This window comes from Marinobacter azerbaijanicus, from assembly GCF_030250645.1.
In the GTDB taxonomy this organism is placed as follows: Bacteria; Pseudomonadota; Gammaproteobacteria; order Pseudomonadales; family Oleiphilaceae; genus Marinobacter; species Marinobacter azerbaijanicus.
The window spans coordinates 19,830-35,509 of sequence record NZ_JASSVS010000010.1 but is presented as its reverse complement, the minus strand read 5'-3'; the positions used below and the strand labels follow the sequence as shown (position 1 = coordinate 35,509).

Annotated in this window: 16 protein-coding genes; 15 read left to right on the top strand and 1 reads right to left on the bottom strand. The window is 58.2% G+C overall.

The features are described 5' to 3' along the window. Positions 1 to 35: 35 nt before the first annotated feature. The 4 genes from QPM17_RS17275 to QPM17_RS17260 all read left to right on the top strand — a co-directional run bounded on the left by QPM17_RS17275 (position 36) and on the right by QPM17_RS17260 (position 3,198). A complete protein-coding gene (locus tag QPM17_RS17275; RefSeq protein WP_285392262.1) occupies positions 36 to 1,094 on the top strand; it encodes a ribonucleotide-diphosphate reductase subunit beta in 1,059 nt (352 codons plus the stop codon). Between the two features lie 25 nt (positions 1,095 to 1,119). Continuing rightward, positions 1,120 to 1,650, top strand: a complete 531-nt coding sequence (locus QPM17_RS17270; protein WP_285392260.1) for a DUF5615 family PIN-like protein — start codon at positions 1,120 to 1,122, stop codon at positions 1,648 to 1,650. Positions 1,651 to 1,690: 40 nt separating this feature from the next. Beyond that, the gene (locus QPM17_RS17265) at positions 1,691 to 2,164 is read left to right on the top strand and encodes a hypothetical protein (RefSeq protein WP_285392258.1); all 474 of its coding nucleotides are present in this window, start codon (positions 1,691 to 1,693) and stop codon (positions 2,162 to 2,164) included. Positions 2,165 to 2,229: 65 nt separating this feature from the next. Beyond that, complete coding sequence (locus QPM17_RS17260) at positions 2,230 to 3,198, top strand: surface lipoprotein assembly modifier (RefSeq protein ID WP_285392256.1); 969 nt, start codon at positions 2,230 to 2,232, stop codon at positions 3,196 to 3,198. Positions 3,199 to 3,208: 10 nt separating this feature from the next. Here the strand turns inward: QPM17_RS17260 and QPM17_RS17255 are convergent, their stop codons facing one another. Continuing rightward, entirely contained in the window at positions 3,209 to 4,543 is a 1,335-nt protein-coding gene (locus QPM17_RS17255) for a S8 family serine peptidase (RefSeq protein WP_285392254.1), read from the bottom strand. A gap of 125 nt (positions 4,544 to 4,668) precedes the next feature. Between QPM17_RS17255 and QPM17_RS17250 the strand changes: the two genes are divergently transcribed. From QPM17_RS17250 to ahpC, 11 genes are all read left to right on the top strand, one after another. Then, on the top strand, positions 4,669 to 5,160 hold the full coding sequence (locus QPM17_RS17250; protein WP_285392252.1) for an RNA polymerase sigma factor: 492 nt from the start codon (positions 4,669 to 4,671) through the stop codon (positions 5,158 to 5,160). Beyond that, a complete protein-coding gene (locus QPM17_RS17245) occupies positions 5,157 to 5,885 on the top strand; it encodes an anti-sigma factor (RefSeq protein ID WP_285392250.1) in 729 nt (242 codons plus the stop codon). The genes QPM17_RS17250 and QPM17_RS17245 overlap by 4 nt, the downstream gene beginning before the upstream one ends. A 232-nt stretch (positions 5,886 to 6,117) precedes the next feature. Next, a complete protein-coding gene (locus tag QPM17_RS17240; protein WP_285392423.1) occupies positions 6,118 to 7,662 on the top strand; it encodes a CHASE2 domain-containing protein in 1,545 nt (514 codons plus the stop codon). Between the two features lie 19 nt (positions 7,663 to 7,681). Beyond that, complete coding sequence (locus tag QPM17_RS17235) at positions 7,682 to 7,954, top strand: hypothetical protein (RefSeq protein WP_285392249.1); 273 nt, start codon at positions 7,682 to 7,684, stop codon at positions 7,952 to 7,954. Next, a complete protein-coding gene (locus QPM17_RS17230) occupies positions 7,954 to 9,435 on the top strand; it encodes a M48 family metalloprotease (RefSeq protein ID WP_285392247.1) in 1,482 nt (493 codons plus the stop codon). Before QPM17_RS17235 ends, QPM17_RS17230 begins: the two co-directional genes overlap by 1 nt. Positions 9,436 to 9,643: 208 nt before the next feature. Next, positions 9,644 to 10,546, top strand: coding sequence for a PAS domain S-box protein (locus QPM17_RS17225; RefSeq protein ID WP_285392245.1), 903 nt, complete (start codon positions 9,644 to 9,646; stop codon positions 10,544 to 10,546). Between the two features lie 10 nt (positions 10,547 to 10,556). Further along, positions 10,557 to 12,440, top strand: coding sequence for a monovalent cation:proton antiporter-2 (CPA2) family protein (locus QPM17_RS17220; protein WP_285392243.1), 1,884 nt, complete (start codon positions 10,557 to 10,559; stop codon positions 12,438 to 12,440). A 71-nt stretch (positions 12,441 to 12,511) separates the two neighbouring features. Then, positions 12,512 to 13,426 carry a LysR family transcriptional regulator gene (locus QPM17_RS17215; protein ID WP_285392241.1) on the top strand — a complete coding sequence of 305 codons (915 nt, stop codon included), beginning with the start codon at positions 12,512 to 12,514 and terminating at the stop codon, positions 13,424 to 13,426. A 79-nt stretch (positions 13,427 to 13,505) separates the two neighbouring features. Next, complete coding sequence (locus QPM17_RS17210; RefSeq protein WP_285392239.1) at positions 13,506 to 13,868, top strand: DUF7352 domain-containing protein; 363 nt, start codon at positions 13,506 to 13,508, stop codon at positions 13,866 to 13,868. 60 nt (positions 13,869 to 13,928) lie between these two features. Further along, on the top strand, positions 13,929 to 14,876 hold the full coding sequence (locus QPM17_RS17205) for a sodium-dependent bicarbonate transport family permease (protein WP_285392237.1): 948 nt from the start codon (positions 13,929 to 13,931) through the stop codon (positions 14,874 to 14,876). 131 nt (positions 14,877 to 15,007) lie between these two features. Next, the gene (gene ahpC / locus QPM17_RS17200) at positions 15,008 to 15,571 is read left to right on the top strand and encodes an alkyl hydroperoxide reductase subunit C (RefSeq protein WP_285392235.1); all 564 of its coding nucleotides are present in this window, start codon (positions 15,008 to 15,010) and stop codon (positions 15,569 to 15,571) included. The last annotated feature ends 109 nt before the right edge of the window (positions 15,572 to 15,680 follow it).

Sequence of the window (15,680 nt, the reverse complement as noted above, 5' to 3'; positions counted from 1 at the left end):
CCGACCTACGAAAATCGAATTCAGAGGTAAAACTTATGCTCAACTGGGACGACGAACCAACCACCCAAACCAGCCCCGCCACCCCGGAGGGCCCGGCCCCCGTCAACGTCGACGACAAGCGGGTCGTCAACGGCGAAACCGACATCAATCAGCTCGCACCCTTCAAGTACCCCTGGGCCTGGGAGTACTTCATGAACGCCAACAAGAACCACTGGACGCCGCTGGACGTCAACATGGCCCAGGATGTCCACGACTACCACCACCGCCTGTCGGCGCCCGAGAAGCACGTGTATGAAAATGTGCTGGCCTACCTGACGACGTCCGACATTCTCGCCATGCGCAACATCGGCCTGGCGGTGATGGAGAAAATGAGCGCTCCGGAGCTGCAGATTTACCAGGCCCGGCAGGTGTATGAGGAAGCCATGCATACCTGGGCTTACCAGCACTGCATCGAAACCCTCAACCTGGACCAGAGCGAAATCTACAACCGCTACCGGGTAGTGCCCGCCATCAACGGCAAGATCCAGATGGCCAACCGCAGGCTCGACGCCGCCATGCGCTCGGATCTGAATCTGCGCAACCGCGACGACCTGCAGGAATTTGTCATGTCCTACCTGTTCTTTGCAGCGGTCTTTGAAGGGGCCTGGTTCTATAATGGCTTCAGCCCCATCTTTGCCCTGCAGCGTCGCGGCCTGATGCGGGGTACAGGCGAACAACTGCAATACATCCTGCGGGACGAGGCGATGCACTTCTCGTTTGGTCTCAAGGTGGTGAATCAGATCCTCGAGGAGGAAAACATCACCCTCGACCCCAAAGCCGTCCGGGACATGTGGGACGAGTCCGAAGCGGCGGAAACCGCCTACGCCAACTATATCCTTCGCGACCCCATTCTCGGCTATTCCGCCGAGTACCACAGCGAACAGTTCCGCTTCGTGGCCAACCGTCGCGCCAGGACCGTGGGCCTGGAGGAGCCGTTCCCGGGTGCCAGGAACGTATCGCCATGGCTGGATGAGCAGGCTACCATGCGCAAGGAAAAGAACTTTTTTGAAACCCGGGTGATCGAGTACCAGACCGGGGCGCAACTGGAGTGGTAGCCGGCCAGGTCCCGGCCCAAATGTTATGAAGGTAATTGAAGGCAGCCTGTGTTCACTGGCCCCGCTGCGCTTTCTCTGCGATGAGATGTTGAGCAGCCTGGCTCAATGGTTACGCATTGCCGGGTACGATACGTCTTTGCCCGCTCAGGGAGCGCAGGACAGGCAACTGATGGAGCAGGCCAGGGCCGAACAGCGGTGGCTTGTCACGGCCGATTCGGATCTTCTGGAGTTCGCCGGTGCGCCTTTCTACGTCATCTACCTGGCAGGCCAGGGTGAGCCTGCCAGGCTGCGGGAACTGACCCTCAAACTCAACCTGGACTGGTGTTTTGCCCCCTTCAGCCGCTGCAAAAACTGCAATACACCTCTTCATACCGCCAGTGACCGGGAAAAACAGCAGTTCTATCCCCATGCGCCCGACCAGAGTGAGGAAACGGTGTTGGCCTGTGCCACCTGTCGCCAGCTCTACTGGGAAGGTAGCCATGTCCGGCGGATGCGCAGCAGACTGGAAAAAATGAACACCTGGCGGAATAAATCCTCTTCCCAACCGTCTTCCTGATGAAAGCCACCCGAAAAGGCTAAATCAGGAGGACGTAACCATGAAAAAGCACGTACTGACTTTCGCAATCTTCTCCATTCTTTCCACCGGCGCCCTGTCCGCTGAGGGTTCCGCCAACGCCAGCGCGGAGGCCGAGGCCAACATGAACGCTGAAGCCAGCACCGGCAATGGTGTTTCCGCCAACGGCGGTGCGTCAGCCAACGCTGAAGGCAGTGCCAACGGCGAGGCGGTTCGCGACGAGGCACGCCAGAACGCCAACAAGGCGGTGAGCGCAGGTGTGGAAACCGGCCAGAAGGTCCGCGGCGCCGCCACTGCTGCCGCAGAGGCGGCCTCGGAGCAGGCCAGCCAAAAGCGCGAACAGGCACAGCAGCGCATGAATGAGGCCCGAAAGGCCGAGATTCGCGCTGAAACCAATCAGCAGATTGGTACGTCTGTTTCTGACAGCGTCAGGAGTGAAGTACAGAACACCGTCAAGGGGACCGTCAGAGGTTCCAGCAGCGGCGGCGCCCTGTAACAACCCACTCCTTACCGGCCGGGCCTGTGTGCCCGGCCTTCTTTGGCTGCCAACAAGGAGCAGACATGCAATCAATTCCACGCATTCTGACGTTACCCCTGGCACTGGGTATGGCCATGCCGTGGCTTCAGCTACAGGCGGAGGAACATGCCCGGTTGAATGGGCACCTCGAGGCCGGTTTCGAACACGACAGCAATGTGACCGTGGATGAAATCGACACCTCCTCTGACCAGAGCGATGAGGCGCAGGTATTTGATGCCGGCCTCGAAGGTGTGCTGAAACCCACCGAGCCGCTCAACATCACCCTCGGTTACTCACTGTCGGGCAGGCGTTACCAGAGCCTCGACCAGTTCGATCAGGATATCCATCTGCTGTCGGCAGACATCAGTTATGACTTTGATCCGGTAACCATCGGCACCAGTTATCACTATTCCCATACCACTCTGGGGGCGGACCCGTTCCTCGACTTCCGACGGGCCGGCATCTACCTGGGCAGCCTGGTGGGGGAGAATGTATACCTGCTGGCAAGCGTGCAGGACAAGCGCAAGGACTTCGACGACAGCGATGCACGGGATGCCGACATTCGTGGCGCCAGCCTGGACTCGTTCTTCTTTTTCAACCAGGCAAGAAGTTATCTGTTACTGGGTCTCGACGGCGATCGCGAGGATGCGGAAGCGGACGCCTATGACAATGACCTGCTGCGGGTCCGGGTCGCTCTGGTGCACAGGTTCACCCTCGGTGGCGAGGACAACAGATTCCGGCTCGGCTGGCGCTATGAGGACCGGGACTACGACCAGGTCACCGTAACCAGCTCGGACCCCCTGTTGAACGACCCTCTGGCGGGTGATCTGACCGAGCGTTCGACAAGCAGACGGGCGGACAGGGCCCGTATTGTGGAGGCAAGCTGGCGGATTGGTCTCAGTGATGTGTTCAGCCTGGAGCCCAGCATCTCCTGGGGCAACTACACCTCCAACGTGGACTCCGCTGACTACGACAGGACCGTGGCCGGTATTACGCTCCGGGCGGGGTTCTGACCCTCGGCTATTACAGGTCCAGCAGGCCGTGGCCAAAGCTGTTGTCACGGCCGCGCCTGCCCAGATCCCTGGCTTCTTCAACCAGGGCCCGGATAACCTGATCGGCCGGCTGCCGGGCAAGACGGCATGCGATGGCGGCCGTGACGACAGGGGCTGCCAGCGAGGTACCGCTGTCAGCACGCATTCCCCCGTCCGGATCTGCCACAGGAACAGAAACCCCGGGGCCGGCAAACATCACCTGCTCGCCTCTGTTGGCCCATCGGTAAAGCTCGCCGGAAGCATCCACCGCCGTCACACCCACGACATCCGGGTAGGCGGCAGGATACAGCGGCCCGGCGGCCGGCCCCTGGTTACCCACGGCGGCCACCAGCAGGATGCCTTGTTCCCGCAAGCTGTCCACTGCCGTGGCGAGCAGCCGGTTGTCCGGGCCCGTCAGGCTGATGTTGATCACCGCCAGATCCTGATTGGCCAGCCAGTTCAGCCCTTCCAGCAGATGCCCGAGGGTGGCCCCGGAAAGGCTGCGATCGCGGTCATAGAATACCGAAGCGTTGAATACCGTGGCTTGCGGCAGCCGGGCCGGCCATTGGTCCCCAAAGCTGCCCACCATCAGGCTGGCGACAGCGGTGCCGTGGTCCCTGGGTTCACGCAGCTGCCCGTCCACATCTGCCATCGCCAGAAAACGTTCCTGGACTATCCGTGCAGTCCTGAACACCGGGTGGTCTGTGGCAATTGAAGTGTCCACCATGCCCACCCGCGCGGGCGCACTGCACAGGCTTTGCCACTGCGGGATTCCGGCTTCCTGAGCGTCCGGGCTTTCCGCAGCCTGCGGTTCAAACACATGGTTTCGGTCCAACCGCTCCGCCAGTTCCGGCAAGACCTTTTCCAGGGCTGCGCGGGAGTCCAGTTCAGGGGTGACCCGGAACCGGGCCACGGTCATACCCAGCCCGGAGAGTTCCCGGCGTTCGAGAAGCGTGATTCCCGGCCGACGGAGGCTGTCGATATCCGAGGCGGTGCCTGTAACCATCCACTGACGCTCCACGGCCCGGAAGCCGTCATCAAGGGCCACCTCATTGAACGCTTTTTGCCCTGCCGTCGTGTGTATTGGTAATGCCGCAGGCAGCTCGGCAAGTCGCTCTCTGATGGCGTTGGCCTTTGCCTCAGCCTGTTTCTCAAGGCGTCTGTCCATGGCCCGCTCTACCAGCTGCCCGGCTTTCTCCTCCACCTGGCGGGAAATCCGGGTTGCCTGGCTGTCCGGGAGGCTGCCTCCCGTCAGTGCCATCGCCGGTGCGGAAAGCGGGCAGAGCAGAATAACAGGCAGCAAGCGTGTCATGAGGAGGTGTTTCATCGTACCAGTCCGGGTTCGAGTGTATTTCATGGGTTAAACGGCCTGGGCGGGGAAAAATTCCACTTTTCATGGAATAAACCGGTTGCCCATCCGTTTTACTGGCAACACTTCTGAAAAAGAACGTTATGCAACAGGAAATCACCGAACTTTTACCCAGGCTCCGCCGATTTGCCTACTCGCTGACCGGCTCCATGGCTGATGCTGACGACCTGCTGCAGAACACGGTGGAGCGTTTGCTGACCCGGGACACACCGGACGATGCCGATCTCACCAGGTGGGCGTTCAGGGTTTGCCGTAACGTATGGATAGACGAATGTCGCGCCAGAAAGGTTCGCCGTGAAGCCGCCCAGCGTCCCGAGCTGACCGACAGCCAGGTGGTCAATGGCGAACACCAGACCACCAAGGAGATTGAATGGAACCGGGTGGATGCCGCCATGGCCCGGTTGCCGGAGGATCAGCGCCAGATCATTTCGCTGGTGGCAATCCAGGGTATGCCTTACAGGATTGTGGCTGACATCCTGGACGTGCCCAGGGGCACAGTCATGAGCCGGCTGGCCCGCGCCAGGGCAGCATTGAGTGAGATACTGGCACCTGTAACCATGAGGACCGATACATGAACATCAACGACGAAACCCTGTCGGCCTTCCTCGACAACGAATTGACCAACGCAGAGATGCAAGCGGTCCGGGACCAGCTGGCGGAGGATCCGGTGCTGGCGGACCGTCTGGCGGATCTGGCCTCAGTGGATGCGGAGCTGCAGGCTCATTACAGCTCGATTGACGACCGCCCACTACCGGCCTCGGTAACCCGAATGCTCGAGACAGAGCCTGCCGGGGGCTCCGCACCAGAGCGGGAAAACGTTGTTACCTTCCCCTGGTGGCGCAGGCTGCGGGGGCACACTGGCAAGGCTGTCGCGGCCGCTGTGATTGCCGGGGTGGCGCTGACGCAATGGCTGACACTGCCATCGGACAGTGACCCGGCATGGCCTGCGGTGGCTGACATTCTGGATACTCAGCCCAGTGGTGAGGTGTATCAGGTCACTCATGAAGCCACCCTGACACCAAGGCTGACCTTCCGGAGCCAGGGCGGAGAATGGTGCCGTCAGTTCCGCCTGGAGACGGAAGCGTCTGCCACGGAGCAGATCGCCTGTCGCAGCGACGCGGGTACGTGGGAGCGCGTGGCCCGTGCGGAAGCCGGGCCCTCGTCGGCACCTGATACCTACCAGACCGCCAGTGGTGGAAGCGTACTTGACCAGACCCTGGACAGGATTATGGCCGGCTCTCCCATCGGGCCGGATGCCGAGCGTACCTTGCTACAACACCAGTGGAACGCAAGGGATTAGAAAAAGAATGCCTTGCTGACATACAGATCACAGATCAGACAGCCGGTAAATATGTCGATTTGTTTTACATCTTATTGAGGAGGAATCCGGGGCGCCTGAGCCAAGCACTTGCTAATAGATCAAAAATTGATCAAGGGCTTGAAACTTGCCTGCATAAGACCTCACGAAATGCTCGCTTCCGCAGTGCGGGCTGTCCGGGACCACGCCCGACGCGGAGGCTCGAGTGCAAGGCATGGACAAGCGCATATTATTTCTTCAGATACTGCGGCGTCACTGGCTGGTGCTGGTTGTAGGCTATGTACTGGTGATTGTTGATCCGTTCGGCATCGGGTCCAGCACCAGCAAGGCCATTTCCAATGCTTTTGACCGCATGGTCTCCCCTTTCTATTCGTCCCATCTCGCCGCCGGAGGGGAAGACTCCGCCGATGTTGTCGACGTTATACTTATTGACGATCATTCCATTCGCACGCTTTCCCACGAAGATAATGGCTATCTCACGGCTAACGATTGGCCATTGGCCTACAGCGACCACGGCTTGCTGATTGATGCCCTGCGCCGGCGGGGTTACGGCACGGTTATTCTCGATATCACGTTTTACAGGGCCCGAAGCACGGATGACAGTTTCGATTTTCTGGTCACTCGTCTGAAGCATCTTCGCGACAACGCCGGCATGTCCATTGTCCTGAGCGCCGGATCTGATCCGGGTGAGCTGGAGCCCTCGATTCATCCACTGGTCAAGGCGGCTAGCGGGCTCGGACTGGCCGGATGGTCCGGCCATGGGGATGCCTACCCGCTGGAAAAGGTGTTTCCTGACGGTACCAGTGTCCTGATTCCCGACGGCGTGGCTGTTCCGACCCTGGCGGTGGCCGGGTATCGGGCCTATTGCGAACGAACGAAGCGGTCCGGTTGTGGTGGGCTGTCGAAAGCAGAAGAGGCTTTGCTGGCCCCGGAGCCGGCGGGCATGCACCTGAAATGGGGTATGCCCGTAGAGGCAGAGCGAGTGGCCAGATCGCTCAACTGTCAGTCGTCTGAATCAGGTTTGGCATGGTTCGAGCTGTTTTTCATTGCGGGGCGAAATATGGTTGGCCCCGAAACCGTTAATAGCGAAGGCCTGCGAGTGTGCCCTCCGGTACCCACGGCTACCATGAACGATGTGTTCTGCACGGAGCCCGGCTGCTATCCGTTATCCAGAGACGAAGAAACCCCACGGGAGCGAATTGCCATAGTAGGCGTTTCCCTTCCCTCCGCCAGAGACCTGTTTGACCCTCCGACACCCGGCCGCCTGCCAGGTGTTTACCTGCATGCTGAAGCTCTTCGCAACCTGCTACTCCATGGGGCGGACTACGTCAAACCTATGGGGCTGTCGCTCTCCCTGGAGTCCTTCGGACTGCCCGGCCGGACCTTGCCCCTCGATCTGCTGGTGGCCTGGCCGGCTCTATTCATCGCTGTCGTATGTGGGGTGCGAGCCTCCGTGAACTGGCGATGGGGAAGAGGCAGCCCTTCCGGACACTCGGAGTGGTCGGAGCTGGCGATGGAACTTTTTGAGATCCTCATAGTGCTGTTTTTGCTGGGGATAATTTATTCGGTGACGCTTTCCGTGAATCGAACACCGGGTTCTTTGGCTGAACTGATTGGCCTTACACCGCTGTTGCTGATTGCCATCCGTAAGGAACGAAAGGAGATGGAAAATGAGAGGATATCATCGCTGGGTTGGCTTGCTTGTTCTATTAAGCAGCCCGCTCTTGGCCGAGACGCAGTACATCACAGGCTTCCATGATCAGGAACACGCATTTGTCATGACGTCTGATGGTTCCTTCGTGCGAGTGGGGGACCTTGGTCTGTTGGCGGAGTTGGAGAACAAGGACTCCCCGGGCCTGAAAATCATTGGCAAGGAAAATGGGCAATACCTGTTCGTGGGATCGGATGGTAAAAAGTACCGGGCCTATGTTCCGGAAGTCATCACAGATCAATCCATCAAATCCATTGTCTACTGCGACCAGTCGCCGGCAGTCTTTTCGGACGATTACCGCATTGCCAGCGCACGCGGCGTTGATGAGGAGTGTGAGTGATGAGATACAACCTTATTATCGGAGCAACGCTGTCTGCATGTCTGCTGCTGGCCGGCTGCAGCACCTCCCCTTATGAATCCGACGAATGGTCGGAGGATGGTGAGCTGCGCCAGAAACACCTGGACGAACTTGTTGCCAGAGCGGCACAGCACGAGGCGAGTGGCCAGGACCCAATGGCCGATGCGGTATTGTTGCGGAGTGACAGTATCGCGCCGCTGGCTGCAGAGTCAGTTACGGCTGAACTCCAGGCCATCGCCGAAGAACTGTCACAGAGCTGGGCGGGAGAGCCCTGCCGGTGCCAGGTCCGGCTTGGGCCCAGCTACAGCTTTGGTGGTTTCACCTATCCCAATGGCACCATCATCATTCAGGCCGGCACGCTCGAGTATCTGGATTCCCGGGATGAGCTGGCGGCATTGCTGTCCCATGAACTGGCGCACCTCTGGCTGGACCATTACGAAAAGAACAGGCTGCAGTCCGCCACAAAAGGCCTGACGGACCTGGCCCAGGCCATCTCCATATTCAGCGATGACGAGGATGCCAGGAAGACGACCATGCGTCTGGGCGGGTCAACGGATGCCCTGGTGGCTGCGGCAGGCTTCACCCAGTGGAATCGCCGGCAGGAAACGGAAGCTGATCTGCTGGCAGCGAAAATACTGGAGAAATCCCGCTACAGCCCGATGGCAATGATTGCCATGCTGACCAAACTCAGGAAAGGAAAGGACGAGGTACCCGTTGCCGGCAGCGCTTACGAGGAGATGGCGGAGGTGACGGCGAAAAAACTGAAAAAGGAAGAGACCGACATCAGTGATAACCAGATACAGAGCTGGCTGAAGGCGGTGTCCGACGACATGGGAGGTAGGGAATACCTGTCCTCGGAAGAGCGTCGCCAGATTGTCAGGTCTGTTATCTATGGTCTTGAGGGCGCCACTCTGGCGCGCTCCTTCACGTCACTGGGAGTTGATCTGGACACGCTGAAGCCAGTGACTTCGTTGAAGGCCCTTTATGGACTGGAGCCTTCGAACCCGGCTTACCTTGGTCTGGTTGACCAGGCGTTGAAGCAGGAACCGGCCAACCTCCACCTGCAACTGATCAAATTCCGTGCGCTGGCCAGTCTTGGCGACCAGAAACGTGCTGAACAGATGGCCGTGGCTTTCATCGAGAGCCCCGACGCTACCTTCAGCGTGTTGAGCGCAGCCACCCAGTTTCTCGACCAGCACGGGACAATGGATGCGGAGACGCGTAAATCGCTGATGCGAAAAGCCGTCACCAAACTGGTTGAACTGGATCTGCCGGAGGCGTATGTGGCGGATCAGTACTATCTTTCCAATCGCTATCAGGTGCCTTTGTACGACAAGTTGAATGAAACGCTGTGCGTAGCCGGTACCGGTAAAACCAACGTTCGTGAGAGATGCGAGATAGCCAGAGAGGCACTGGAAGGCAACCGCAGCTTTTACCGGTTACTGGCGACGGCTGAGCAGTGAGGGCGATGGCGAAACCACCGGTGGGCCGGTTACCGGGGATAATCAGTAGATAGACAGCCATACCGCGAAACTCGGGGCTTATTGGTGAAAGTGAACATTTGTTCACAATATTGGGATGGAGTGCTATGTTGAGAATAAGGGTTTTCTCTTTGCGGGTTCTGTAAATGCAGCGCGACAGGAGAGATCCGGTATTCGGAGGCTGGTACCCATGGGGAACGAGGACAACCCTGATCAGGAGATTATCGCCCGTCTTCGCGACAAAGCTGAGCAGCTTGAACGTCTTGAATCCAGGCTTAAAAGGCTGGAACAGGAATACCAACAACTGGCAGACAGCCAGGAGCTGCTGTCAGGTCAGCTCGCGCGTTACCACCGAAGCCTGACCGAGTGGGAGTGGTTTTTTGAGCATTCCGTGCAGATGCTTTGTATTGCTGGGCTGGACGGTTACTTCAAGCGGGTCAATTCGGCATTTGCAGATGCCCTTGGTTACACCAAGGAAGAACTGATGTCCCGCCCTTTCATTGAGTTTGTACACGCTGATGATGTGCCCAATACCCTCAGAGAGCTGCAAGGGTTGGGAAGCAGTCGTGACAGCATCAACTTTGAAAACCGCTACCTTGCCAAGGACGGAAGCTGGCGCTGGATTGCCTGGCACTGCCCCGCGATCAGCAATGTCACCACCAAACTGTTCGCCATTGCCCGGGATATCACCGAAGACCGGCGCAAAGAAGCAGCCATCCTCTACAAGGCCTCCCACGATTCTCTCACGGGTTTACACAACCGCGCCGCTTTCGAGGAGAACCTTGAAGATGCCATTGCCCAGCAAGAGCGCAATCCTACCGGGGAGGTGGTGCTGTACCTGGTGGACGGAAATACCCAGGAGTTAGGTTACTATCCCTGTGAGCCTTTGGCGGAACGGATTATTGCCCAGGCCAGTGAACCGGTTGAGCTGAGTGAGGGACCGGTTACCGTTGGTTGCAGCGTGGGGATCGCAACCTTTCCCGGAACCGCCGCTGATTTCGGGTCGCTGATTTCCCAGGCCGACAAGGCTATGTACGCTACCAAGAAAGCCGGAAAGAATGGTTTCCGCAAGTTTGATTCCTCGCTGAACTGATGGAGCAGTAATGACGGAATACTTTATCCAGGCGTTTATCTATCTGACCGCCGCAGTTGTTGCGGTGCCTTTGGCGAAACGCCTGGGACTGGGGTCCGTACTGGGTTATCTCGTGGCCGGTGTGGTCATCGGACCGGTGACGGGGCTGGTAGGACAGGAAACCGAAACCATTCAGCATTTCGCCGAGTTCGGCGTGGTGATGATGCTGTTCCTGGTAGGCATGGAGCTGGACCCGAAATCACTGTGGGCCATGCGGGTCCGTCTGCTCGGGCTTGGTGGCCTGCAGGTGGTGCTGACCTCCGGCGCCGGAATGGCCATCGCCTGGTGGTTGGGGCTGCAGTGGCAGACCACCATCGCCGTTGGCCTGATTTTCTCGTTGTCATCCACGGCTATTGTTCTGCAAACGTTGAATGAGAAGGGTCTTAGCAAGACCGAAGGCGGTCGTGGTGCTTTCTCGGTGTTGCTGTTCCAGGATATCGCGGTCATCCCGATGCTGGCGGTCATTCCCCTGTTGACGATATCCGGTCTGGCGGGCGTTGGTTCGACGGACGCAGGGCATCATGGCAGTTACAGCCTGGTGGCGCACCTGCCGGATTGGGCTCACGCCCTGGTGGTGATTGGCTCCGTTGCCACGGTGATTGTAGGTGGCCACTACCTTAGCCGCCCGTTGTTTCGCTACGTGGCGCAATCTGGTATGCGGGAGGTTTTTACGGCTACCGCCCTGATGCTGGTGATTGGTATTGCAGCATTAATGAGTGTGGTAAACCTGTCGCCTGCCCTGGGAGCTTTTCTCGCGGGGGTGGTTCTTGCCAACAGCGAATTCCGTCATGAGCTGGAGGCCAATATCGAGCCCTTTAAAGGGCTGCTATTGGGGCTGTTCTTTATCACGGTCGGTGCGGGCATCAATTTCGACGTATTGGCAGCGCAATGGGACACGGTACTGGCCCTCGGGCTGGTGGTGATTGTGGTAAAGGCCGCTGTGTTGTTGCTTCTGGCGCTACTTTTCGGGCTGCGAGGCCGGGACGGTTGGCTGTTTACCCTGGGGCTTGCTCAAGCGGGTGAATTCGGTTTTGTGCTGCTGACTTACAGTGCGCAGAACGGGGTTATCCCGGCAGACATCACCCAGGTACTGGCCCTGGTGGTGGCGCTGTCCATGTTCCTCACGCCGCTATTGTTCATTGCCTATGACCGACTGGTTCTGCCGCGATACCGCGATGCCCGTAATGAGCAGCTGGAAGAGGATACGATAGATGAACAGGCCCCGGTTATCGTCGCCGGGGTTGGGCGCTTCGGACAGATCGTATGTCGGTTGATGCGCGCAAGCAGAATTCCCATTGTGGCTATGGACCTGGCCCTGGATCAGATTGAAAACCTGCGGCGTATTCAGATCAAGAGTTACTTTGGCGACGCCAGCCGAATGGCACTGCTGGAGACAGCGGGCATTGCCAGTGCGCGCCTGCTGATCGTCGCCATTGATGATCGGGAACGGGCAGTGGCTCTTGTCCAGCATGTCAAACAACACTACCCGGGCGTCTGGGTGTTGGCGCGTGCTTTCGACAGAGGCCATGGTTATCAGTTGCGGCAGGCTGGCGCCGATGATGTGGTCAGTGAAACCTATCACTCTGCCCTGGAACTGGGTGGCCATGCCCTGACCGCAGTTGGTGTGCATCCACTGCGGGCGCGGCAAATGACCTGGTCATTCATCAATAATGAAAAAGCCCACGAGGACGAATTATTCGATGCCTGGAAGGACATTGAGGAGGGGATCCGTTTTAGCCCCCGCTACAGCGAACTGTTCATGAAACTGGAGGAGACGCTGAGTCACGCCATGCATCAGGATTGGCAGCAACCGAGACCCGAGGAGGTTCCACTGTGGCGGCCCCCGAAAGATTAGTTTCGGAAAGTCTGATCCTTCGCTACTCTGACGGCCAGGAGTCACAAACACCCTCATGATTGATAGTCAGCATGGATAACCTCAACCTTCGGCATCTTTATTACTTCTGGGTGATCGCCCGGGAGGGTTCCATTGTCCGGGCTGCAGAGAGCCTTGAGCTGACGCCACAAACCCTCAGCGGCCAACTGGCAACGTTCGAGTCGTCACTGGGCAATGCCCTGTTCCGGCGCGCCAACCGGTCGCTTCAGCTGACGGATTTCGGGCACACGGTGTTCAGCTATGCCGATGAGATGTTCCAGACCGCCCAGGCGCTGACGGATGTGCTGCGTCAGCCGCCGGAAAACAGGCCCTTGAGTCTGTCTGTTGGCATTGCCGCCTCGATTCACAAGTTGATTGCCTACCACCTGACCGAGCCCGCGCTCTCCCTGTCCCGTGAGGTGCGGCTGAGCTGCCGTACCGGTGATACTACCGAGCTGTTGAAGCGCCTCGGACAGCGGGAGCTGGACATTGTCCTGACTGATCGTCAGCCCGCTTCAGCCGAGGCTGGCCAGTTCCGCAGCCACCGGCTGGCGAGCTCCTCCATGTCGCTGTTTGCCGCCCCGGAACTGGCTGCCAGACTGTCCGCGGATTTTCCAGCCAGTCTTGACCGGCAACCGTTCCTGGCGACATCCCTCGATGCCCCCTATATCAGTTCCCTGATGAACTGGTTTTCGAGCCAGAACATTCGGGTAAAAGTGGTGGCCGAGGTGGACGACAGTGCGCTGATCAAGGTTTTCGGCCGTGAGGGGCTGGGTTATTTTGCGGCGCCAACCGCCATCAGTGACGAGGTCTGTCGACAATACCGGGTGGTACACGTCGCCAGTATCCAGGAGGTGAGGGATAATCTGTATGCAGTCACACGTGCCCGGGGCAGCCACAACGCGGCGGTGACCGAGTTGCTGAGAGAGCGGCCGGAGCTGGACGACAAGATCGAAAAAACCGAATAATAAACCAGAAAAAACCGGATTCCTCTCGATTGATTGTTTGTGGATGATGGCATTGTGTTCCACAGAAGGAGAACCGGCCATGAAAACAATTCACAAGTTCCGTCTCGAGTGCGGAAAAGAGCCCAACACCCTGAAACTTCGTGAAGGGTACCGCGTGGTTCGCTGCGAATACCTGGTACCCCAGAAAGGTGTCTACCTGTGGGTGGAACAGCCATTGAACGTTGCCATACCGGTAGTGGAGAGGCAGTTTGTGGTGGTGCACTCCGGTGACCCCGTACCAACCAGTTACCAATACCTGGACACTGCACTCGACCTGTTCGGCCCTGAGGCCTATCATATCTTCGAGGTGGTCGAAACACAGGCAGGCCAGGTGTCTGCACAGCGTGAGCAGGTAAACCCGATACTGTTCCGGCCAGCTTTTCAGCAGGCAGGGTCGGCCTAGAACGCATTGTTTTTTCTGGGGCCCCTGTGGGGCCCTTTTTTTTGCCGGAGTTTTTGATTAATGCCAGACATCATTGTGATGTTCTTCCTGCTGGGTGTAATTGCAGGAACACTTCGCTCGGATCTGACAATTCCCAAAGCTGTCTACGACATTCTCAGTCTTCTATTGATGCTGACCATCGGCCTCAAGGGTGGCATGGCGCTGCATGGCAACCTGCACTGGGGGCTGATCCCGGAAATTCTGGCCATTATGGCGTTGGGCTTTGCCATTCCCCTGGTGCTCTTCCCCATGCTCCGCTACCTGGTCCGTCTGAACGTGGCGGATGCTGCCAGCTTCTGTGCCCACTACGGGTCCGTCAGCGCGGGTACCTTTGCCGTTGCGCTGGCGTGGGTGGAATCCAGGGGGCTGGCAACTGGCGGCCAGGTTACCCTTTATCTGGTATTGCTGGAGTTGCCGGCGATTCTCACAGGGTTGTGGTTATACCGGCGTTATACCCAGGAAGCGGCCCAGACAAGCAGTACCGGAACACCGCTGTGGCAGGAAACCCTGACAAACCGGAGCGTGGTGTTGCTGGTTGGTGGTGTGATTATCGGTATTCTCTATGGTCCGGATAAGGGCGATGGTGTCACCGCGCCGCTGACGGAAGCGTTCTCTCTGGTGCTTTCCCTGTTCCTGCTGGAAATGGGGCTGGTGGCGGCGGAAACCCTGCGCAAGGTCCAGCTTCGCCACTGGCGCCTCATTGCCTTCGCCCTCTGCATGCCGCCATTGCTCTCCCTGCCCGGCCTGGTGACAGGGCTCTGGCTGGGGCTTGAAACTGGTACCATTGTGATTCTGGGCGCCCTTACCGCCAGCGCGTCCTATATTGCGGCGCCGGTGGCGGTTCGACACGCGATCCCCGACGCCGATATCGGGCTGGCGATGCTGGCCTCCCTGGGCATTACGTTCCCGTTCAACGTATTGATCGGTATTGGTTTGTACAGCTACTTCCTGGAAGTCCTGACAGCCTAGCTTCTGGCGGCAATAGCGGTTTCCTATCGAATGACTAAAAACAATCAATTTGCATATTTCTGGTCGGATCAATATCTTAGCCGACTCAAGTTAGCCAATGCCTAAACCTAATCAACAGGAGAACATCTCTTATGGGTATCATTAACAGCGAGATCAAACCGTTCAACGCAACCGCTTTCAAAAACGGCGAGTTCGTTGAGATCAGCGAAGCCGACGTAAAAGGCAAGTGGGCGGTATTTTTCTTCTACCCGGCCGACTTCACTTTCGTTTGCCCGACCGAGCTGGGCGACGTTGCAGACAAGTATGAAGAGCTTCAGAAGCTGGGCGTGGAAGTATTCTCCGTGTCTACCGACACTCACTTCACCCACAAAGCGTGGCACAGCAGCTCCGACACCATCGGCAAGATCAACTACTACATGGTTGGCGACCAGACCGGCACCATCACCAACAACTTCGGTGTTATGCGTGAAGGCCAGGGCCTGGCAGACCGCGCTACCTTCCTGATCGACCCGGATGGCGTTATCCAGGCGATGGAAATCACCGCCGAAGGTATCGGCCGTGATGCAGACGATCTGATGCGCAAAGTTAAAGCGGCACAGTACGTTCGCAACCATCCCGGCGAAGTATGCCCGGCCAAGTGGAAAGAAGGCGAAGCTACCCTGACTCCGTCACTGGACCTGGTTGGCAAGATCTAAGGTTTCAGCAACAGCGAAACCTGTCTGGAAGGCCCGCTCTGCGGGCCTTCTTCGTTTCTATCTGCATGATTTAACGGGCATAATAGCAAGGGCCTATTAAATACTTTGG

Bases quoted from the DNA above. Each gene is read 5' to 3' on its own strand.
- QPM17_RS17275 (WP_285392262.1), top strand. From the start codon at position 36: ATGCTCAACTGGGACGACGAACCAACCACCCAAACCAGCCCCGCCACC.
- QPM17_RS17270 (WP_285392260.1), top strand. From the start codon at position 1,120: ATGAAGGTAATTGAAGGCAGCCTGTGTTCACTGGCCCCGCTGCGCTTT.
- QPM17_RS17265 (WP_285392258.1), top strand. From the start codon at position 1,691: ATGAAAAAGCACGTACTGACTTTCGCAATCTTCTCCATTCTTTCCACC.
- QPM17_RS17260 (WP_285392256.1), top strand. From the start codon at position 2,230: ATGCAATCAATTCCACGCATTCTGACGTTACCCCTGGCACTGGGTATG.
- QPM17_RS17255 (WP_285392254.1), bottom strand. From the start codon at position 4,543: ATGAAACACCTCCTCATGACACGCTTGCTGCCTGTTATTCTGCTCTGC.
- QPM17_RS17250 (WP_285392252.1), top strand. From the start codon at position 4,669: ATGCAACAGGAAATCACCGAACTTTTACCCAGGCTCCGCCGATTTGCC.
- QPM17_RS17245 (WP_285392250.1), top strand. From the start codon at position 5,157: ATGAACATCAACGACGAAACCCTGTCGGCCTTCCTCGACAACGAATTG.
- QPM17_RS17240 (WP_285392423.1), top strand. From the start codon at position 6,118: ATGGACAAGCGCATATTATTTCTTCAGATACTGCGGCGTCACTGGCTG.
- QPM17_RS17235 (WP_285392249.1), top strand. From the start codon at position 7,682: ATGACGTCTGATGGTTCCTTCGTGCGAGTGGGGGACCTTGGTCTGTTG.
- QPM17_RS17230 (WP_285392247.1), top strand. From the start codon at position 7,954: ATGAGATACAACCTTATTATCGGAGCAACGCTGTCTGCATGTCTGCTG.
- QPM17_RS17225 (WP_285392245.1), top strand. From the start codon at position 9,644: ATGGGGAACGAGGACAACCCTGATCAGGAGATTATCGCCCGTCTTCGC.
- QPM17_RS17220 (WP_285392243.1), top strand. From the start codon at position 10,557: ATGACGGAATACTTTATCCAGGCGTTTATCTATCTGACCGCCGCAGTT.
- QPM17_RS17215 (WP_285392241.1), top strand. From the start codon at position 12,512: ATGGATAACCTCAACCTTCGGCATCTTTATTACTTCTGGGTGATCGCC.
- QPM17_RS17210 (WP_285392239.1), top strand. From the start codon at position 13,506: ATGAAAACAATTCACAAGTTCCGTCTCGAGTGCGGAAAAGAGCCCAAC.
- QPM17_RS17205 (WP_285392237.1), top strand. From the start codon at position 13,929: ATGCCAGACATCATTGTGATGTTCTTCCTGCTGGGTGTAATTGCAGGA.
- ahpC (WP_285392235.1), top strand. From the start codon at position 15,008: ATGGGTATCATTAACAGCGAGATCAAACCGTTCAACGCAACCGCTTTC.